General features: G+C 69.3%; 19 protein-coding genes and 1 pseudogene. 7 read left to right on the top strand and 13 right to left on the bottom strand.

Features of this window, described 5'->3' with window-relative positions; all coding sequences use genetic code 11:
- Window positions 1–120 precede the first annotated feature (120 nt).
- Both ACZ45E_RS11590 and ACZ45E_RS11585 read left to right on the top strand, forming a co-directional pair.
- Complete coding sequence (locus ACZ45E_RS11590) at window positions 121–4290, top strand: SpoIIE family protein phosphatase (RefSeq protein ID WP_468219357.1); 4170 nt, start codon at window positions 121–123, stop codon at window positions 4288–4290.
- The gene (locus ACZ45E_RS11585) at window positions 4290–4586 is read left to right on the top strand and encodes an STAS domain-containing protein (protein ID WP_468219355.1); all 297 of its coding nucleotides are present in this window, start codon (window positions 4290–4292) and stop codon (window positions 4584–4586) included. The genes ACZ45E_RS11590 and ACZ45E_RS11585 overlap by 1 nt, the downstream gene beginning before the upstream one ends.
- A 12-nt stretch (window positions 4587–4598) precedes the next feature.
- On the opposite strand, the gene ACZ45E_RS11580 is transcribed toward ACZ45E_RS11585, so the two are convergent.
- The 4 genes from ACZ45E_RS11580 to ACZ45E_RS11565 all read right to left on the bottom strand — a co-directional run bounded on the left by ACZ45E_RS11580 (window position 4599) and on the right by ACZ45E_RS11565 (window position 6884).
- Window positions 4599–4808 carry a hypothetical protein gene (locus tag ACZ45E_RS11580; protein WP_468219353.1) on the bottom strand — a complete coding sequence of 70 codons (210 nt, stop codon included), beginning with the start codon at window positions 4806–4808 and terminating at the stop codon, window positions 4599–4601.
- Window positions 4801–5619: a DUF3592 domain-containing protein gene (locus tag ACZ45E_RS11575; RefSeq protein ID WP_468219352.1), complete on the bottom strand. Its 819-nt coding sequence runs from the start codon at window positions 5617–5619 to the stop codon at window positions 4801–4803. The genes ACZ45E_RS11580 and ACZ45E_RS11575 overlap by 8 nt, the downstream gene beginning before the upstream one ends.
- A 147-nt stretch (window positions 5620–5766) precedes the next feature.
- A complete protein-coding gene (locus tag ACZ45E_RS11570) occupies window positions 5767–6201 on the bottom strand; it encodes a hypothetical protein (RefSeq protein ID WP_468219351.1) in 435 nt (144 codons plus the stop codon).
- A gap of 275 nt (window positions 6202–6476) precedes the next feature.
- Complete coding sequence (locus tag ACZ45E_RS11565; RefSeq protein ID WP_468219348.1) at window positions 6477–6884, bottom strand: DUF1003 domain-containing protein; 408 nt, start codon at window positions 6882–6884, stop codon at window positions 6477–6479.
- Window positions 6885–7611: 727 nt separating this feature from the next.
- Between ACZ45E_RS11565 and ACZ45E_RS11560 the strand changes: the two genes are divergently transcribed.
- Window positions 7612–8070 carry a Crp/Fnr family transcriptional regulator gene (locus ACZ45E_RS11560; RefSeq protein WP_468219346.1) on the top strand — a complete coding sequence of 153 codons (459 nt, stop codon included), beginning with the start codon at window positions 7612–7614 and terminating at the stop codon, window positions 8068–8070.
- A 173-nt stretch (window positions 8071–8243) separates the two neighbouring features.
- Here the strand turns inward: ACZ45E_RS11560 and ACZ45E_RS11555 are convergent, their stop codons facing one another.
- The 3 genes from ACZ45E_RS11555 to ACZ45E_RS11545 form a co-directional block, all read right to left on the bottom strand.
- Window positions 8244–8417: a hypothetical protein gene (locus tag ACZ45E_RS11555; protein WP_468219344.1), complete on the bottom strand. Its 174-nt coding sequence runs from the start codon at window positions 8415–8417 to the stop codon at window positions 8244–8246.
- Between the two features lie 243 nt (window positions 8418–8660).
- Window positions 8661–8867 carry a DUF2180 family protein gene (locus tag ACZ45E_RS11550; RefSeq protein ID WP_468219343.1) on the bottom strand — a complete coding sequence of 69 codons (207 nt, stop codon included), beginning with the start codon at window positions 8865–8867 and terminating at the stop codon, window positions 8661–8663.
- A 680-nt stretch (window positions 8868–9547) separates the two neighbouring features.
- Window positions 9548–10612, bottom strand: a complete 1065-nt coding sequence (locus tag ACZ45E_RS11545; RefSeq protein WP_468219340.1) for an aldo/keto reductase — start codon at window positions 10610–10612, stop codon at window positions 9548–9550.
- Between the two features lie 117 nt (window positions 10613–10729).
- Between ACZ45E_RS11545 and ACZ45E_RS11540 the strand changes: the two genes are divergently transcribed.
- Window positions 10730–11563, top strand: coding sequence for a helix-turn-helix transcriptional regulator (locus ACZ45E_RS11540; protein WP_468219338.1), 834 nt, complete (start codon window positions 10730–10732; stop codon window positions 11561–11563).
- Between the two features lie 42 nt (window positions 11564–11605).
- Here ACZ45E_RS11540 and ACZ45E_RS11535 read toward each other — a convergent pair whose 3' ends face one another.
- A complete protein-coding gene (locus ACZ45E_RS11535) occupies window positions 11606–12040 on the bottom strand; it encodes a nuclear transport factor 2 family protein (protein ID WP_468219336.1) in 435 nt (144 codons plus the stop codon).
- 217 nt (window positions 12041–12257) lie between these two features.
- On the opposite strand from ACZ45E_RS11535, the pseudogene ACZ45E_RS11530 reads away from it, so the two are divergent.
- Window positions 12258–13152: pseudogene (locus ACZ45E_RS11530) on the top strand (helix-turn-helix domain-containing protein).
- Window positions 13153–13187: 35 nt separating this feature from the next.
- Complete coding sequence (locus ACZ45E_RS11525; protein WP_468219334.1) at window positions 13188–13388, top strand: maleylpyruvate isomerase N-terminal domain-containing protein; 201 nt, start codon at window positions 13188–13190, stop codon at window positions 13386–13388.
- On the opposite strand, the gene ACZ45E_RS11520 is transcribed toward ACZ45E_RS11525, so the two are convergent.
- From ACZ45E_RS11520 to ACZ45E_RS11510, 3 genes are read right to left on the bottom strand one after another with little or no spacing between them, the layout of a single operon-like run.
- Window positions 13357–13686 carry an STAS domain-containing protein gene (locus ACZ45E_RS11520; RefSeq protein ID WP_468219333.1) on the bottom strand — a complete coding sequence of 110 codons (330 nt, stop codon included), beginning with the start codon at window positions 13684–13686 and terminating at the stop codon, window positions 13357–13359. The genes ACZ45E_RS11525 and ACZ45E_RS11520 overlap by 32 nt on opposite strands.
- On the bottom strand, window positions 13683–15038 hold the full coding sequence (locus ACZ45E_RS11515) for a PP2C family protein-serine/threonine phosphatase (RefSeq protein ID WP_468219332.1): 1356 nt from the start codon (window positions 15036–15038) through the stop codon (window positions 13683–13685). The genes ACZ45E_RS11520 and ACZ45E_RS11515 overlap by 4 nt, the downstream gene beginning before the upstream one ends.
- Complete coding sequence (locus tag ACZ45E_RS11510; RefSeq protein ID WP_468219331.1) at window positions 15038–15841, bottom strand: alpha/beta fold hydrolase; 804 nt, start codon at window positions 15839–15841, stop codon at window positions 15038–15040. The genes ACZ45E_RS11515 and ACZ45E_RS11510 overlap by 1 nt, the downstream gene beginning before the upstream one ends.
- Window positions 15842–16383: 542 nt before the next feature.
- On the opposite strand from ACZ45E_RS11510, the gene ACZ45E_RS11505 reads away from it, so the two are divergent.
- Entirely contained in the window at window positions 16384–16974 is a 591-nt protein-coding gene (locus ACZ45E_RS11505) for a peptidase inhibitor family I36 protein (protein ID WP_468219330.1), read from the top strand.
- A gap of 76 nt (window positions 16975–17050) precedes the next feature.
- Here the strand turns inward: ACZ45E_RS11505 and ACZ45E_RS11500 are convergent, their stop codons facing one another.
- Together ACZ45E_RS11500 and ACZ45E_RS11495 are read right to left on the bottom strand one after the other, a co-directional pair.
- A complete protein-coding gene (locus ACZ45E_RS11500; protein WP_468219329.1) occupies window positions 17051–17632 on the bottom strand; it encodes a hypothetical protein in 582 nt (193 codons plus the stop codon).
- An 11-nt stretch (window positions 17633–17643) separates the two neighbouring features.
- Window positions 17644–19161 (bottom strand): sensor histidine kinase, encoded by a 1518-nt coding sequence (locus ACZ45E_RS11495; protein ID WP_468219328.1) that lies wholly within the window; start codon window positions 19159–19161, stop codon window positions 17644–17646.
- Window positions 19162–19266: the final 105 nt, after the last annotated feature.

Raw genomic sequence — 19266 nt, 5'->3', positions numbered from 1 at the left:
AGGCCCCCTGGGCGGGCGCAAGAACCGATGATGCGTCTGCATGCAGACCGCTTTGACGGCACAATAGGGCGGTCCCCAGGCACGTCTCGCCCGGGCCTGGGGTGAACGAAGGGGTGTCCAGTGACGCATGCGAACGACGGCGAGCTCACCGTGCCGTCGCGGGCCGGGGGCGACATTTTCACCACCGCGGAGGAGAGGGTCGGCAAGGACCTGTCCCGCGTGGACTGGTCGGCGACCCCGCTCGGGGAGCCGGAGAGCTGGCCGCAGAGTCTGAAGACAGCGGTGAGCATTCTGCTCTCGTCGAAGTTCGCCATGTGGATGGCCTGGGGCCCTGAGCTGACGTTCTTCTGCAACGACGCCTACCGCCGCGACACCCTGGGCCAGAAGTACCCGTGGGCGCTGGGCCGGCCCTCCAGCGAGGTGTGGGCGGAGATCTGGGACGACATCGGGCCCCGGATCGACACCGTTCTGACCGCCGGCGAGTCGACGTGGGACGAAGCGCTGCTGCTCTTCCTGGAGCGCTCGGGCTACGCCGAGGAGAGCTACCACACCTTCTCCTACAGCCCGCTGCGCGACGACGCCGGGCAGGTGGTCGGCATGCTGTGTGTGGTCAGCGAGGACACCGAACGCGTCATCGGCGAGCGCCGTATGGCGACGTTGCGGGATCTCGGTTCCGATCCGAGCGTGGTGCGCACCGAGCAGGAGATGCTCGACTTCGCCGGCGAGCAGCTCGGCCACAACCTGCACGATCTGCCCTTCACCCTGACCTACCTGTTCAAGGACGACGACAGCGCCGTCCTCGCCGCGACGAGCGGGATCCAGGCCGGCCACCCCGCCGCGCTCGACCTGCTCCCGGCAGGCTCCGAGACGCCGTGGCCGACCGCCGCCGCGGCTCGGGGCGAGAGCACCACGGCGGTGTTGGACGGGGCGCTGTTCGACGGCTTGCCGTCCGGGGCGTGGGAGGAGCCGCCCGGCCAGGCGTTGGTGGCACCGTTGCTGCAGCAGGGTGGCGTGCCTTACGGATTCATGGTGGCCGGCCTGAACCGCTACCGGATGCTCGACGAGGGCTACCAGGGCTTCGTGGAACTGGTCGCCGGGCATGTGGCCAACGGGGTCGCCAGTGCCCGCAGCTACCAGGCCCAGCAGCGCCGAGCCGAAGAACTCGCGGAGCTGGACCGGGCGAAGACGGCGTTCTTCTCCAACATCAGCCATGAATTCCGCACCCCTCTCACCCTGATCATGGGGCCCGTCCAAGGGCTGCAGGACGAACTCGACGACGCGGCCCCGCACGTGCGCGAGGAGCTCGAGGTCATCCACCGCAACGGGCTGCGACTGGGCAAACTGGTCAACACCCTGCTGGACTTCTCCCGCATCGAGGCGGGCCGGATGCAGGCGAGCTACGAGCCGACCGACCTGGCCGCGGTCACCGGCGAGCTGGCCAGCGTATTCCGTTCCGCCATCGACAAGGCCGGCCTGGACTTCCACGTCGACTGCTCAGCACTGCCCGAGCCCGTCTACATCGACCGGAGCATGTGGGAGAAGGTCGTCCTCAACCTCCTCAGCAACGCTCTGAAGTTCACCTTCACGGGCTCGATCGGCGTCACCGTGTACGCCGAGGGCCCGGAAGCCGTCGTGGACGTTCACGACACGGGCATCGGCGTGGCCGCCGAGGAGATGCCCCGGCTGTTCGAGCGGTTCCACCGCATCGAGAACGCCCGGTCCCGCTCCAACGAGGGCAGCGGCATCGGCCTGGCCCTGGTCAAGGAACTCGTCAACCTGCACGGCGGAACCATCACCGCCGAGAGCACCGCGGGCAGCGGAACCAGCTTCACCATCCGCCTGCCCTTCGGCTCCGCGCACCTGCCCGACGACGCCGTCCGCCCGCACGAGAGCACGGACCCCGCCTTCCACAGCACCGACCCGTTCGTACAGGAAGCCCTGCGCTGGCTTCCGAACAAGCAGGCCGACACGGCGCCTTCCGAAGACCTGGGCGAGCAGACCGCACGGTCGGCCGTCGGCCCGCAGACCGCCGTCCCCGCCCGGGTACTGGTCGCCGACGACAACGCCGACATGCGCGAGTACCTCGGCCGACTGCTGCGCAGCGCCGGCTACGAGGTCCGCACCGTCAACGACGGCCGCGAGGCCCTCGCCACCATCCGGGACGACGCGCCCGACCTGGTGGTCAGTGACGTGATGATGCCCCACCTGGACGGGCTGACCCTGGTCGGACTCCTGCGCAACGATCCGCGGACCGCGTCCGTGCCGGTGCTGCTGCTGTCCGCCCGCGCCGGCCAGGAGGCATCCATCGAGGGGCTGCAGGCCGGTGCGGACGACTACCTCGTCAAACCGTTCGCCGCCGCCGAACTCCTCGCCCGCGTCCGCGCCAACGTCGAGCTGGCGCGGATGCGCAACCACCATGCCCGCTGGCGCACCGCGCTGGTCGACTCCCTCCAGGAAGCCTTCTTCGTCTGCGACGAGGACGGCGCCGTCATCGAGATCAACACCGCCTTCACCACCATCCTCGGCTACGACACCGACAACCTTCCCTACGAACCGGTCCACCCCTGGTGGCCGGATGCCACCACCGACCCCGAGGCCCATCAGCAGGTCGCCGGCGCCTTCACGACACTGCTTGGCCAGAGCCAAGGCAGCTACACCATCCCTGTCACCCACCGCGACGGCCACCGTCTGTGGGTCACAGCCACCTTCAACCAGGTCCAGGACCCCGACACCGGACGCTCCGTGATCGTCGGTACCTTCCGCGACGTGAGCGCCGAGCACTACGCCATCCAGCGCGAGAGCGCCCTGGCCGCCCTGGGCACCTGCCTGTCCCGGGCCACCAGCCTCTCCGAGGCACTGAGCGGCGCCCTGCGCGAACTGAAACTGCTGTGGCGGGCCGAGTGCGTCACGGCCGCCGTCTTCGACCACGGTGACGAACCCACGCTCACCGCCACCGACCCCTCCCTCACCTGGCCGCAGCTGTCCGCCGAACGCCGCCGCACACTCACCGACCTGCGCACGCAAGCACCCCTCACCACCACTCTCGACCAGGGCGGGGCCGGCATCCTGCTGGAATACCCCGACGGCCCGCTCGCGTTGTGGATCGACCTCGGCGAGAACCGCCCCTTCACCAGCGAGGACCAGCTCCTGCTCTCCCTGCTGGCCGGCCACCTAGCCCAAGGTCTGGCCCGCGCCCACCAGATCGACCAGCAGCGTGAAACCGCCATCGCTCTGCAACGCGCCATCCTCGGCCCCTCCCACCTGCCCGACGGGTTCGCCGTCCGCTACGAACCCGCCACCCGGCCCCTGGAAGTGGGCGGCGACTGGTACGACACCGTCACCCTCCCCGACCAGCGCATCGGCATCGTCGTCGGCGACTGCGTGGGACGCGGCCTGGAGGCAGCGAGCGTCATGGGACAGCTCCGCAGCGCCTGTCGCGCTCTGCTGCTGCAGGACGCGAGCCCCGCCCAGACCCTCATGGCTCTGGACCAGTTCGCCGCCGGCGTGCCCGGAGCCATGTGCACCACCGTCTTCTGCGGCGTCCTCAACGCCGAAACCGGCCAGCTGACGTACTCCAGCGCAGGCCACCCCCCGGGCATCCTCGTCCAACCCGACGGCGTGACCCGGCTCCTCGAGGACGGCCGCTATCTGCCCCTGGCCGTCCGGCCCGGCAAGCCGCGGCCCGAAGCCACCTGCACCATCCCGGCGCGCTCCACCCTGCTGCTGTACACCGACGGCCTCGTCGAACGCCGCCGCCGCCCGCTCAGCGCGGGCATCAGCCAGGCCGGCGAAGCACTCCAGGACGGCCGCAACACAGCGGTCGACGACCTCGCCACCCACGTCATGAATCGCCTGGCCCCGGCCGACGGTTACGACGATGACGTCGCTCTTCTGCTGTACCGGCACCCGGCACCGCTGGAAATGACCTTCCCGGCGGAATCAGCTCAGCTCGCGCCCGTCCGCAAGGCCCTGCGCGGCTGGCTCGAACAGTGTGAACTGCCCCCGAAAACCGCGCAGAACGTTCTGGTGGCCGCGGGAGAAGCCTGCGCCAACGCCATCGAGCACGGACACCGCGACACCCCCGGTGACGTCGTCTACTTCCGTGCCGAAGCGTGTGTCGACAACCTGCACCTGACGATCGCCGACACCGGGCAGTGGAAAACTCCCCAGCCCGAGCTCAACACCCACCGCGGGCGCGGTATGGGGCTGATGCGTGCCCTGATGCAACAGGTCACCGTCACTCCGGGACCGGCCGGGACCACCGTCGACATGCACACGAGGATTGCCTGATGACTACCCCTCTGACGCTCACTTCCGCCCGACGGCCGGACGGTACCGCGGTGTTGACCGCGGTAGGCGAGATCGACATGAGCAACGCCGCCGAACTGGCTGCCGCCCTGGAGGGCACATCCGGCGCTCTCGTCCTCGATCTCAGCGGCGTCGAGTACCTCGACAGCGCGGGTCTCAGCGTGCTCTTCCCGCACGCCGAACGGATCGAACTCATCGCCAACCCGCTCCTTGCCCCGGTCCTGACGATCTCCGGCCTGACCGACCTCACCACCGCTGCCGGCCCCCCTGCGGGCTGAACCCGCGCCGCGCTACCGGTAGTTGGTCGATTCCCGCGAGCCACGGCCACCGTCACCCAGGACGCCCCGGTAGCGGGCGACACCGGCGCCACGGAGAACACCGTCGTGGGTGACGGGCACCCGGCTCGGGACCGCGGCGGCGAACGTCACCGACGGCGACGACGTCATCTGCGCCGGCGAGTTCAAGAAGTGCTCGACACCCGCGCGTACGGAGTCAGCCACGCAACGCGATGAAGAGCTGATACCCGCTGAACCCGAGTCCGCCGCAGGTCATACCGAGGCCCACGAGTGCCATCAGCGCCATCATGACCTGAACATAGAGAGACTGGCGTGCGGATGCGCGGCTGGGGTTGCGCGGGTCGTAGCTGAGCTCCAGCTGCTGCCCCCCGGTCGGCTCCCGGTAGAAATGCGGCCCGCCGTCCTGGTCCACGTACCGATACACCTTGGTTCTGTTGGTGTAGTGGTCGAGTTCGGCCAGCACCGTGATGCCGTGCTTGGGGAGACGCAGCGCGTCGTACAAGCCTCGCCCCAACGTCAGTGCCATGAATGCGCCCGTGCACGCGAAGAGTTGGAAGAACGGCAGTGCGGCCGCCCACTTCGGCTCGCGGAGCACCCCCACCGTCACATCGATCACAGCGAAGACCGCTATCACGGCGAGAACGAGGAGAACGCGTCTCGACGGCCTCCGGGGGTGTCCGGCAGAGACTTCGGTGATCAGATCTTCGCCGTCGAGGCGCGATCCTTCGGCCGCCCTTTCGGGCAGGCGGGCCTGCAGGGCGGCGCAGAACATGGCCACGGCCGCGGCGCTGGCATCGTGAACCGCGTACACGGCGGCAGGGCGGTCGGCCTCCGCGGCCGTCAGCATGACCTCGAAGGAGCGGTCGAGGCTGCGGACCGCTTCGATGGCCTCCAGCGGAATCCGTGTCACGCGCCCGTCCTGTTCCCACTGCACGTAGTCAAATCCGTCCCCGAAGCGGGCGGTGGCGCTGCTGCCGCGCAGCACGAGGGAAGGGAGGCCAGGCGTCGTCGTCATGCGCATGTGACAGCTGAGATCAACGAACGGTTGCCCACCGCCGTGGCAGGCGCACGCCACGGCCCCCGGGCAGGGGCAGGACCGATGCGGTGCCGGCGCGAATCCGGGAGGCATCCTCGCACCACGCTCCTGCCCTGCCCTGGGCAGTCAGTCGGCCAGAGGCAAGGCGGCGGCTATCACGTTCCGCTCCTTGCGGCCGACCAGCGGGAAGATGATTTTCAGGCCTTGCTCGCTGTCCGTCGAGGAGATGATGAAGGATGAGTTGAGCACCCGCTCCTTGATCTCCGAGCGGACGAGACCGGCGCGCGGGATCGTCATCAGGTGTTCTTCCGGCCGGGCGAACGTCGGGTTCGCTCGGAAGATGAAGATGCGGCGGTCGGTCATCCCCAGGTACATGGGGGTCGGCGTCGGGATCACGGCCATTCCACCGCCGCTCAGGATGGCCGAGGCTGCCGCGAACGCTGCCGTCCGGCGCACGGTGACGGAACTCAGGTTCACGACGGTCGTCACCTCGACCTGCTCCCCGGGCTCGAGCATGGGGTCGATGGCGGCCAAAAGAAGTCGGCGGCGCTTGCCATTCACGTGCGTACTCCTGAAAGGTCGGGCGTGAACCGTACGGGACCGTCCCGTACGGCTTGCGGCTGTCCGGCTCCCCTGGCGCCGCAGGGTCCCGGTGCCCGGAAAACAGCCGGGCCGGAGTCCCGCGCGGAGCCCGGCCGGAGTGAGTCGTCGGCATACCTTGCCATACGTGGCCAGGGACTCATGGAGATACCCCGGACACATCTTGCCCTCTCGGCACCGCCCAGCAAAGGTGATGAACCAGAGGCAGAGTCCGCTCCGGGTGCGGAGCCGGCCTGTCACCTCTGACCAGGGTCTTCCACCAGTCGACGGTGAAGTTCTGTCGTCATCGAGTGGATCGCCCGGGTCAGCTCTGTGTTCGTCTTGAGTTCCAGTTCCTGCTCGATGAAGTCATGGTCGGCCTTCGCCTGTTGGAATTCCGACTGACGGTTCTGGCCGATCATGACGAAGGTCGACAGGAAGATCGCTTCGAGCGATACGACCAGGGTCAGCGTGGGCCACGGGTTGGACTCCACGAACAGCATCCAGAGCAGGAAGCCGATCGCGTGGAGGTAGACGAAGGGCATCGAGCCGGCGAATTTGGTGATCGCGTCAGCGATGCGCAACTGGGCGTCGGTCGCTCGCCGGTACCGGTGCGCGGCCACGACGGGATGGTGCGGGTGCGGGGCCGCTTCGTCGTCGGTCATCTGGATGCGCCTTCCTCGGTGGTCCGACGCTGTGCGCTGGAGGCTGCATGGTGTCACTCCCGAGACCCCGGAGGCGAGGCGCGGGGCACGCGTCGGAGCGCGCGGTCCGCATCAGTGTCCGCCACCTCGCCCTGCGGCCGCACCTTCGACGACAAGATCAGCGGCTCCGCGACCTTCCACAGCCCGTTCGGAACAACCAACTCACGTATCCCGACCCATGACGAGCTCGACGTGCCGGCCCCACCTGAGGCGGTTTTAGGGCCGGTTGGCCCCCCGAGCGGTCCTTCGGCCCGGAGCAGAGCACCGGCTGAGACGGGACAGTGAAGAGGTCACCGCAATTGCAGTGGCGGTACACGAGGGACGGGATCGCTATGGAGGTTCATGGTCATGCGAGAGGACGAACCGGGCGGGGGTTCCCTTCGCCCGGCAGGACCCGGTCCTCGGCTGCGGAGGCAGGGGCCGCGGGACGGGGCGCGGATTCACTGACCGGGTTCGCGGTGGTGTTCACGGGAGCAAGGATTCTCGCCGGCTCCATCTTCCTCCGGGCCTTTCTCGACAAAGCCTTCGGGTGGAGTTACGTGACCCGCCCAGGCCACGAGGATCGCGCACGAAGTCACCGGGGAGGCGCGAGTGCGATGAAGAGGCCCCCGAGCAGGGTGAGGTGGCGGAGCCGTGCGTCGCAGGCGGCGCGAGCCGGAGGATTCTTCATGCCTGAGGGGAGCGGTCCATGTCTGCCGTGAGTACGCTCCTCAGCGGTCTCGGGGCGGAGCATCGTGACCGGTTGGCGGACCTCGGCCACGAAAAGGCGTTTCCGGCTCAGACCCGTCTGTTCAACGAAGGGCAGCACGCCGACCGGTTCTGGATCATCCGAGAGGGTGCGGTCGCCCTCGACCTGCATGTGCCCGGACGGCATCCGGCCGTCATCGAGACCCTGGGGCCGGGCCGCCTCGTCGGAGTGTCCTGGCTGATCGCGCCGTATGTGTGGCAATTGGGTGCGACCGCCCTGCGGCCGGTGTCAGCGGCGGAGTTCGACGCCGTGGCGGTACGCGACAGATGCCTCGGCGACCCGGATCTTGGAGCGGCCGTGGCACTGTGGGCCGCACAGGTGCTGCACCGCCGTCTGCACGCTTCCAGAATGCGTCTGCTGGATCTGTACGGCCCGGCCGGCAGCGGGCCGCTCCGCTGACCAGCCGGGTCCGGCAAGCTGATGGACCGTGCTCGATCCCGCGTCCACCGGGCGGCTGATGAGCCGGCTTCGGGGACCTGCCGAGCAGTTGACGCGGCGAGGCATCGGGTGGCGGTGCTTCGTCCGCGCCGCGTTGCCGCGATCCGGCGCCACCACGTCGGCCGTGTGCTGGTTCACGGAGAGAAGACCACTATCAGCAGGAACGCGATGATCATCGCCCAGGCGCCGAGTCCCAGCAGCCAGATCGAGCCCGTCCAGGCGCCTACCGCGAACAGTGCGGCCGCGAGGGTGAGAAGTGCTGCGATGAGCAGCCTCAGGTGTGGTGTCGGCGCCGGCAGCGGCTTCATCTCGGCACCGTGACATGGCGTTCGCCGGGACCGCGGCCCCAAGGAGTGCGCGCGGAGACTGGGGCGGCTCGCTGGGCAGAGACCATGCGCGCATCGTATCGAGACCGTGCGGGTGCGGGTGGAATCCGGGGACGGTCGCACGCCGGCAGTGCCCCGTCCAGCTGTCCGGGTCTCTCGTCGGTCACGGTTGCCTTCGCTCCAGCGCCTTCCCTTCCTGGCCGCCGGCAGGGGCGCGGACGTCGGTCAGAGCTGGTGCTCCGCGTCGTGGCAGGTGAAACAGGTGAGGCGGCGGGCTGATTGTGCGGGGGTGGACAGACCCATGCCCTCCTGACGGTGGATGTTCTGGGCGCTGACCTTGATGTGATCCGGGCAGAGCGCGGCGCCGCAGTTGCGGCAGGAGGCGGTGGCGGGGGTGGTCGTCCCCAGTTGGTGGCAGTCGTAGCAGTTCATGCTTCCCTCCGTTTTCAGGTGGTTGACGGACACGGCGAGCCGCGGAAGCCGATGCCGCTGCCGCTTCGCTGGGCGGAAACTCGCTGTCGGCGCCTGTCGCGAGAGGCGTCTGGCGGCGTAGGGGTGCAGCCCCCGGCCCCGTACCGACTCCTTCGCGATCAGTCGGCTTGAGCACCAGGTCTTCCCACCAGGAGAGCCCCATCATCGCGCCGAGCAGGGCCAGCGGGAGTACTGCCGGCAGGAGCAGTACGTACATGAGAGCCGCCAGAGTGTGGTTGGCGTGCCAAGAGGGCGCGGGGCAAGCTGACTTGCCCCCGCAGGACGCATCGGGTCGCCGCGGGGCACCGTGTGCGGAGAGCGAGCTGCGGGCCCTGTGACGGGTGTGCGGAATGCTCCGGTGCGACGTCGCGGTGAGAGCGGATGCGGCCGGGGGCCCGGGCTGCACCGTCCACGGTATCTCCAGGCCGTTGCCTTGCACAGCGGTGTCGGTCCGCCAATCGAGGCCGGTCGAGTCCAGGGCCGTCCGGCACCTGTACGCGGCCGCGGAAACACTCAGGCTGCGACAAGAGGCTCTGCCCCTCCGCGGCCGGGCCCATCACCCCGTTTCGAGCGGCTACATCGTGCAGGGCGCCTTGGACCGAGGAAACTACGGCCGAGCCATGCATGCCCCGGCCGAGGTATCAGCGGCGGGTTTCGACCTTCAGGTCGCCGTGGGTCACCGCGCGCATCCTGTCACTGGCGAGCATGTCGTGCGGGAAGCCGAGTCCGATCGCGCTGGCCTCGTCGAGGCGGGCCAGTTGGGAGGCCGTGAAGTCGACCTCCAGGGCGCCCAGATTGTCCTCCAGCTGCGCGAGAGTGCGCGCGCCGATGAGCGATGCCGTCACATCCGGGTTCCGCAGGGTCCAGGCCAGCCCGACCTGGGCGGTCGTGCGGCCCAGCTCGGTGGCGACCTCCTTCACGACATCCGCGATGACCAGACTGCGTTCGGTGAGCCCGCCGTTGGTGAGGGTGAAATTCTTACGGGTGCCGTCGTCGACCGCGGGTTTCGTCGCGGTCAGATCGTCGCGGCTGTACTTACCGGTGAGCACCCCGCCGGCCAGCGGCGAGTACGGCACCACACCCAACCCCATCTCGCGTGCCATCGGGATCAGGTCGCGTTCCCCGGTACGCTCGATCAGGTTGTACTCGATCTGCAGGGCGACCAGCGGCGACCAGCCGCGCAGGTCGGCGATCGCCTGCATGCGCGACACCTGCCAGGCCGGGACGTTGGAGATCGCCACGTACAGGACCTTGCCCTGCCGGACCAGATCGTCCATGCCGCGCAGGATCTCCTCGACCGGTGTCGTGAAATCCCACACGTGCAAGTAGAGCAGATCGATGTAGTCCGTATGCAGCTGTCGCAGACTGGCTTCCACCGACGCGAACAGGCTCTTGCGGTGAGGGCCACCGGAATTGGGGTCGCCGGGCCGACGCAGCGTGGTGTATTTCGTTGCCAGCACCAGGCTTTCACGGTTGTCGCGGGTGAATTCGCCCAGCAGACGCTCGGAGCTGCCATTGGTGTAGGTGTTGGCGGTGTCGATGAAGTTGCCGCCGCGCTCGACGTAAAGGTCGAACAGCTTACGCGCCTCGTCCTGCTCGGCGCCCCAGCCCCACTCGGTGCCGAAGGTCGCCGCGCCCAGCGCCAGCGGTGAGACCCGCAGCCCGGAGCGGCCCAGCAGCCGGTAGCTGTCGAGGGTGAGCGACATCGTGTCCTCCTGTGCTTGTGATCCGCTATCGGGAACAAGTCTGTGACCGCCGCGAGCCAGGGATAAGGGAGAGAAGTTCCTGGGAACACCAGTCCTACCTTGGCTGTTGCATCGAACATGACGACGCGCACCGTGGACACGACACAGGAACTGGCCGCGTTCCTGCGGACCCGGCGCGAACGCCTGGACCCGCACGATTTCAACCTGCCGTCGCGCCAGCAGCCCCGGCGGACCCCGGGACTGCGCCGTGAAGAGGTCGCCGAACTGGCCGGGGTCAGCGTCGACTACATCGTGCGGCTGGAACAGGCGCGCGGGCTGCGGCCGTCGGCGAACGTGGTGGAGGCGCTCTCCCGGGCGCTGCGCCTGGGCCCCGACGAGCGCGCCTACCTCTTCGACCTGGCCCGCCAGCGCCCCCGCAACGCCGACAAGCCCGCCACCACTGCGGCGCCCCCGCTGGCCCAGCTGGTCGCCGACCTGTCGCCGCTGCCGGCCATGCTGATGAACCACCGCTTCGACATCCTGGCCTGGAACAGCGAAATGGCGCGGCTGCTGCTGGATTTCGACAGCCTGCCGCCGTCGCAGCGCAATGCGATGTGGCTGTGCCTGGTACACCCGGACATACGCGAGTTCTATGTCGACCGCGAACGCGTCGTGCGGGAGGGGATCGCTCACCTGCGCGCGGCGTGGGCCGCGCACCCGGAGGACCGGGCGCTGACCGACCTCATCACCGAATGCACCGCCCACAGCGAGGAGTTCGCGCGGTTGTGGGCCGAGCGGGACATCAAGGTCAACGGCCGCGGGCACAAGGTGCTGCGGCATCCGGGCGCAGGTGTGATCGCCGTGCACTTCGAAGTGCTTGTGCCGCTCCAGGATCCGGACCAACGGTTGATGATCTGCCGCGCCGCGGACGATGAGAGTCGGTCGGCATTGGACAGGTTGTGCGCACGATGACGTCGAACCGTCCCTTCGCGTACTCCTGAAAGAGCGCTGACGTCAGCGGGTGCCGGCCTCGGCGCGCGCGTAGAACGCGGCGAGCTCGTGGGGGTTCTTGCAGTAGACGTCGATTTTGCGCACCGCGCCGTCCTCGACGTGGTGGATCTCCACCATGGTCAGCGGGAACTCCTCACCGGTGGTGTGGGCCGTGAGTGTCCCGGTGAGTGTTCCGATGACGCCGGCCGGGCCCTCGAACACCTCGGCATCGGTGATGGCGACGTCGGCGTAACCCATCATCGCCCCCAGGACCGCCTGCACGAACACCTCGCGGCCCTGGTGGACGCCGCCGTAGGGGAGTTGGCTCGGCTCGTCGACGATCACCCCGGGGGCGAGCCTGGCCAGCACACCCGGCACATCGCCTTGGCCGAGTGCCTCGTACAGCCCCCGTACGACATCCGCGGGGGTCTCCGTCACTGTCTCGATCCGGCTGCTCATCCTGTGCGTCCTCTCAGTCTTGTCCAGGTACTCGAGCCCCCACTGGAACTCGGCCCGGAAAGGCCGACCGGAGCGCGTACCTCCTCGCTCCGGTCGGGCCCCGGGGGAGTCGGGGCACGCACCATGCAACGCGGGCCGGCCAGGGCGGGGGAGCCTCTGCCGTGAGGGGTACCGGCAGGGGCCCCCACCCGCCGCGCGGTCTGCCTACCCTGTCCCCATGGACAACCGGGACGCTGTCAGCGCTTTCCTCCGCTCCCGACGCGAGAGGATCACCCCCGAGCAGGCAGGTCTGCCGGCGTACGGTCAGCGGCGGGTGCCGGGGCTGCGCAGGGGCGAGGTCGCCACGCTCGCCGGAGTGAGCGTCGAGTACCTACACACGTCTGGAACGGGGCAGCCTGCGGGGTGCCTCCGACAGCGTGCTGGACGCCCTCGCCCAGGCTTTGCGGCTCGACAGCACCGAGCGCATGTACCTGTACGACCTCGCCCGCGCAGCGGGACCCGCGCCCGCGGTGCGGGCGAGACAGCGGGAGGCCCGGCCCACGGTGCGGCCGAGCGTGACGCGGATCGTCGAGGGGATGCCGCAACTGCCCGCGTACGTGATGAACGACCGCCTCGACACACTGGCCGCCAACGCATTGGGGCGGGCCCTCTACTCGGAGATGTACACCGACCCGACCTGCGGGGCCAACGTCGCCCGGTTCGCGTTCTTCAACCCCGCGGCCAAGCGGTTCTACGCCGACTGGGAGCGCATGGCCCGCTTCGCGGTGGGCGCGCTGCGCAGCGCGGCGGGGAAGAACCCCTACGACCGGGAACTGTCGAACCTGATCGGTGAACTGTCCACCCGCAGCGACGTCTTCCGCGTGATGTGGGGCTCCCACGACGTGCACGTCTTCCAGCAGAGCACCAAACGCCTCGACCATCCGCTCGTCGGTGTCATGGAACTCGACCAGGAGACCATGAGCCTGCCGGACGAAAGCGGCCTGAGCGTGGTCGTCTACAGTGCGCCCCCCGGAAGCGCCGCCGAGGACGCCCTGCGGTTGCTCGCCAGCTGGTCCGTCTCGACCGGACCGGAGCAGGAGGCGCGAGCCACGATGCCGCCCCGGAACGCCTGAGAGGAAGTTCGGTCGTAGCCATACTCGAACCCCTGGTGCGGGGCATCGCACCTATCCGCTCGCGCCGCGGACCACGCAGAATCGCCCAGCCCTGCGCGCCGGTGCCAGCCTGCCCCGAGTGGACGGTGTTCGACCTGGTGCAGCACCTGGGTACGGGCCGGGTCGCAGGTGCTGGAGACGCGCGGAGGCATCGTGCTGGCGGCCTCAGCCGGTGTCCCTGGCGGGTTGAAGGGTGAAGACATGGTCGAGGCCGGTGATGGTGAGGATGCGCAGGGTGTCGGCGGGGACGGCCACCAGGGACATGTCCGCGCCGGCGTTCTGGGCGTGCTGGCGGGCCGCCAGGAGGGCACTGAGGCCGGTGGAGTCGCAGAACGTCAGGCCGGACAGGTCGATGACCAGCCGGTGGCCCGGGCTCAGGACCAGACGCTCGGTGTGTTCGCGCAGCGCGGTGGCCTGTTCGTAGTCGAGTTCACCGGTGACCTGTAGGACCGGCCCGGTGGCGGTGGCGTGGCGGGATATGTGCAGCGGGCTCATCGCGGTGGATTCGTTGCCGGGGGCTGAGGGGCGGGGACACCGAGGGTGAGCAGGGCGGTGTCGTCGTCGAGGCCGTCGCCGAAGCTGTCCAGCAGCCCGGTCAGCGCGGTCATCAGCGTGTGGGGTGTGGCGGGGGCGTGGTCGGTGGCGAAGGTGTGCAGGGCGTCGTAGCCGAAGAGGTGTTCGCGGGTGGGGCCGGTGCGTGCTTCGGTGAGACCGTCGGTGTAGAGCAGCAGGGTGTCGCCGGGGGCCAAGGTGGTCCGGGTGCTGCTGAAGGGGGCGTGGGGGAGGGGCCCGACGAGGAGTCCGCCGGGTGTGGGCAGGTACTCGGCGTGTCCGTCGGCCCGGACGACCAGGGCTGGAGGATGGCCGCCGGAGGCAAGGCGCACGACGGTAGGGCTGTGGTCGGCGGCGGGTTCGATGACGCCGAAGATGACGGTGCAGAAGCGGGGGTCGCCACCGGCGGTGTACCGCTCGTGCAGGACGGCGTTGAGCGTGGTCAGCGCCGCGGGCGGGTCGGCGTCGTGCAGGGCCGCCGCGCGCAGGGTGTAGCGGGTCAGTGAGGTGAAGGAGGCCGCCTCGGGGCCCTTGCCGGACACGTCGCCGAGGAAGAACGCCCACCGGCCGTCGCCCACGGGAAACAGGTCGTAGAAGTCGCCGCCGAGCCGGTCGGGGGAGGCCGTGTGGTAGTGGACGGCCGCCTCAAGACCGGGCACCTCGGGCAGATGGTCGGGCACGAGCGAGTGCTGGAGCACCGTGAGCGCGTGGGAGAGGCGTTCGCGGTCGGCCTCGGCCTGCCGCTGGGCCTTCTCCGCCTCGGCGCGGGCCTGTTCGGCCTCGGCGCGCGCCTGCTCGGCGTCCGCGCGGGCCTGTTCGGCGTCTTTGCGGCGGCGCAGGAGTTCCTGCTCGTAGGCGCGCCGGTCGGAGGCGTCGAAGACGGTGGTGCGGATCAGCAGCGGTTCGCCTCCGCTGCCGTGCTTGATGACGGAGGAGATCAGCACCGGCAGCCGGCGCCCCTGAGTACCCTTCATCTCCAGAGCGATACCGCGCAGTTCACCTTGCATACGCAGCAGCGGCGCGAAGTGCGTCTCGTGGTAGAGCCTGCCGCCCACGGTGAGCAGATCGGAAAAGTGCAGTCGGCCCACCACCGCGCTGCGCTGCAGGCCGAGCCAGTCGAGCAGCGTGGTGTTGATCTTGGCTATGGTGCCGTCCATCAGGGTCGACATGTAGCCGCAGGGGGCCGCCTCGTACAGGTCTTCGGCGCTGTCCTCCAGCAGGGCCGTGAACGCTGCATCGGTCCCCGTTGTCTCCCCGGCTTCGGCCGGGTCCGGCTCCTGGCCGGCGCGGCTCATCACCGCAGCGACTCCATGAAGTCGAGCATGGCTTTGTTGGTGGCCTCCGGGGCGCTCAGCTGCGGGCAGTGTCCGGTGGCATCCAGGGTGACCAGGTGGGACCCGGGGATCGCGGCGTGTACGTACGCGCCGACCTCGCGGGGTGCGATCACGTCCTGGGAACACTCCAGGACCAGCGTCGGCACCGTCACGCTTTTCAGATCCTCACGGCTGTCGGACAGAAAGGTGGTGCGGGCGAAGACCGCGGCGATGTCCGGGTCGGTGGCGCAGAAGCTGTTGGTCAGTTCCTGGCCCAGCTCCGGCCGCTCCGGGTTACCCATGATCACCGGTGCCATCGCGGAGGACCAGCCCAGATAGTTCGAGTCCAGCGACTCCAGCAGCTCGTCGATGTCCTCGGCCGTGAAGCCGCCGCGATAGCCGTCGTCATCGATGTAGCACGGAGACGGCGCCACCATCACCAGGGCCCCGATCCGCTGCGGCGCCATCCGCGCGGCCAGCACCCCCACCATCGCGCTGACCGAATGCCCGACGAACACCGCTCCTTCCAGGTCGAGTTCGTCGCAGACCTCCACCACGTCCCGGGCGTATCCCTCGAGTGAGGAGTACCGCTTGGGGCTGAAGGCGGACAGGTCGGAACGGCCGGAGCCGACGTAGTCGAACAGCACCACTCGGTACCGTTCCGCCAGAGCCGGCACAGCCAGCCGCCACATGTTCTGATCACAGCCGAAGCCGTGCGCCAGCACCACCACCGGCCCCTCGGCCGCGCCCGTGACCGTCACATTGTTCCTGCGGTACATATCCATACCGGCCATCCTCGCACTCGCCGCCCCGCCCTCCAGACCCAACGCTCTCTGGCGGCGTCGGCACGGCGGCCGCGCGACGGGGCACGGGCCAAGGGGGTTCCTGACAGCGGAACGACCAGGTCGGAGGCGGTATCCGGGGGAACGGGGACCCTTGAGACCTCGGCGAGAAGCGGGCGGGAAAGCTGGTCCCGGGACCTTCTGCGGCAAGGAGACAGGGGTTTCGAGCTACTTACCGTCGTCTCAATCTTCACAACAACCGCCGCAATACCGCGTCATGCACGAACTGGGTGGATGCTGTGCACGCATCGGTGCTCCTGAGGCGCGGCTTGCGCCTACGGTCCTGCATAAGCGATGCACAACCTGAGCCTGCAGGTCCGGGGGCCCGGTACGCACCTGCGGTTCAGCAGCCTACGGGCCTGGTGCGCACAGCTCCCGACCGTGCAGCACCGGACCCGCCAGGGCTGCTTCAGATGACCGCACAGAAAACGCGGGATGTCCCCCGGTTTCACCAGCCCAAGAGCCGATCCCTGCAAGGAGTCTGCATGATGTTTGGAGAAGAACGAGACGAGAGCCGTCGCGCGCGGACCCGCGGCATCGTGGCCGCCGCCGTGGGACTGTCCGCCGCCCTGACGATGTCCGGTACGGTCACAGCCGAAGCCGCGTCCGTGCCGGCGGGCAGCTACGCCTCGCAGGCCAAGGCGCTGGGGCTGAACCTCGCCGAAGCGAAGAAGCTGCAGAACCGGGCCGACCTGTACCTCGTCAGGACGGGCGGTACGCAGGTCGCTGCCGACCGCATTCGTCTCGGGGCGGGAGCCGTCCTGACGCTGGCCCTGCCGACCACGACCAGCGGGCATCAGGGCGCGTCGGCCAAGGCGGCGTCGAACACGTGCGGATACGGGCACTTCTGCGCCTGGAGTGACACCAACCGCACCGGCGACGTCATCGACATGTACGCATGTGCCTCGTACAAGATTCCCTGGTTCGGTGATGGATCATGGGTAAACAATCAAACCGCAGGACAGCAAGCACAGTTCAGGGACAACGAGTTCATCGTCCGCTGGACCGATCGCGGCGCCTACTCCTACGACCTCGTCGCCGACTGGACCTGGGTCCACTACGTGACGAACTGCTGAGAGCCTGTCTGCCGGACGCACCGGCCTTGCGCTGGTGGCCGAGGAGAACCCGGGGACTGGGGCGACGTCGCGGATCCTAGTGTTCCGGCTGCTCCAGCGACGGGGAGCTGACGGGGCACGCGTAGTCCGACTGCGTCATCGTCCATCCGTCCCCGAGCACCTGGACGCTGGGGTGCGCGGAGGAACTGGGCATGGTGGCGCCGTCGGCTTCCCCGGCCGCGCGCGGGGCGGGGACGGCGAGCGCCGGAGCCATCTGCTCCACCGTGCACGCCAGTTGGAGCATCGCCTGGCGGTTCAGCGGAGCCGCGGCCCCGGGGAGCCGCACGGAGAGAGCGTCTGCGCCGCCGGTAGCCACCTCCGGCGTACCTGTGAGGCGGGGCAGCTCCGTGGTGGCCGTCGCCGCCTCGCTCGCGGTGGGTCCCGCAAACAGCAGACGAACGACAGCCTCGACATCCCCGGCGTCACCGGTCCGGCGGGGGTAGGCGGTCAGATCCCCGTCGCGCAGGAAGAAGAGGGAGACGGTGGCGGGTGTCGAGGGTTCCGAGGTGGGGGAGCGCATGCCGCTCGCCGGTTCACCGGCTTCGATGACACCGGACGGGGGCACTCCGCACGCCGCGAGCGTGACTGCGGCCGTGAGCCCGAACAACAGAGCTGCCACCCACGAGCACCTCACAGAGCACCCCCGTCCACATCGGCCTGGGTGTCGGCATCGTCGTGGCGCAGCGGGAGTTCGACCGTGAACACCGCGCCGCCCCGGGGCAGGTTCGCCGCCCGGATGCGCCCCCCGTGCAGGCGTACGTTCTCCGCCGTGATGGCCAGGCCGAGCCCGCTGCTCTCACTCCTGGTCCGTGCGGTACTCGCCTTGTAGAACCGCTCGAAGATGTGCGGCATGGCCTCCTCTGCGATTCCGGGTCCGTTGTCGATCACCTTGATGACGGCCCACGCCACGCCCGCCGCCTCCTCTCGCACTTCCATGGTCAGCCGCACGGGCGGCGCCCCGTGCCGCAGTGCGTTGCCGACCAGATTGGCCGTCACCACGTCAAGTCTGCGCGGATCGACGCGCGTGCGGAGAACACCCGGCCCGGGCAGCCGGGTCTCCACCTGCCCCTGCCATCCCCGGGAGGCGAGAGTGCGCTGTACGGACTCGGCCAGGTCGATCTCGTCCTGGTTGAGTTCGACCGTCCCCGCGTCGAAGCGGGAGATCTCCATCAAGGCGTTCACCAGTTCGCTCAGCCGGGCCGTCCCCTCGCTGATGAGGCGCAGCGCGTCACCGGTCTCCCCCTCTTGACGCAGCGCGCTCTCGTCCAGCACGTCGGTGACCGCCGACATCGCCGCCACCGGCGTACGCAGTTCATGGGAGACGTCCGCCACGAAGCGTCTGGCCTGGGCCTCCAGACGGCGCAACTCCCCGACGGTCCGCTCCAGTTCGGCCGCCGTTTCGTTGAAGGTCCGGGAGAGGTCGGCCAGTTCGTCGGAACCGGTCACGGTCAGTCGGACGTCCAGGTGCCCCGCGGCCATTCGGCGCGTCGCCCGGCGCAGCGCCCGTACGGGGCGCAGTACGCCGCTCGCGGCGAGCAGTGCCAGGATGACGGCGAGCCCCAAGGCCACCAGGGTGCCCCGCTCGATGCCGCTCACCATGGCCTCGATGTACGCCCCTTCGCTGTTCTGCGGGACCTCCAGGTACAGCACGATCCCGGAGAGCCCCTGCTCCGTGCCCTCGCTCGAGGTGTACGTGACGGGCATGCCGACGATGAGCTGGGGGTGCCCGTCGACGTTCACCCGCTGGAACACCGTGGCACGTCGGTCCCGTACGGATCGGCGCAGTTCGGTGCTCAGCCCGTCGAAGTCGGCGTGCGGTGTGGCAACGCGCAGGTCACCGTACGTGGCCATGACCCGCCACCCCGATGACCGGTTGGCGTACAGCACCTGGTTCACCGCGGACTGGAGTTCCGATCGGTCCGGTGCGGGGGTGAGGTAGGGCGCGATGGCGTCCACGCTCGTACGGAACTGGCGGATGACGGAGTCCTGGCTCTGCTGGAGCACCCCCGTGCGCGCCTCGCGGAAGGCGAGGGCCCCGGTCCCCAGAGCGCTGGCCATGGCCACCAGGACGAAGGCCGCCAGGAGGCGGGGGCGCAGGCCCCGCAGGGGGAGCGCGATGCGCGCCAGGGCCGCACGGGGGAATCGCACGGGGCCGGCTCCCCGTATGGCGGCAGGGGCTTCTTCGGCCGTGGCGGACTTGCGGAGGCGTTCCGCCTTCCGTGCCCGCACGGTTCTCCGCGCATGCGTGGAGCT

The organism is Streptomyces sp. NPDC030991, assembly GCF_055571235.1.
This window is presented reverse-complemented; position numbering and strand designations above follow the sequence as displayed.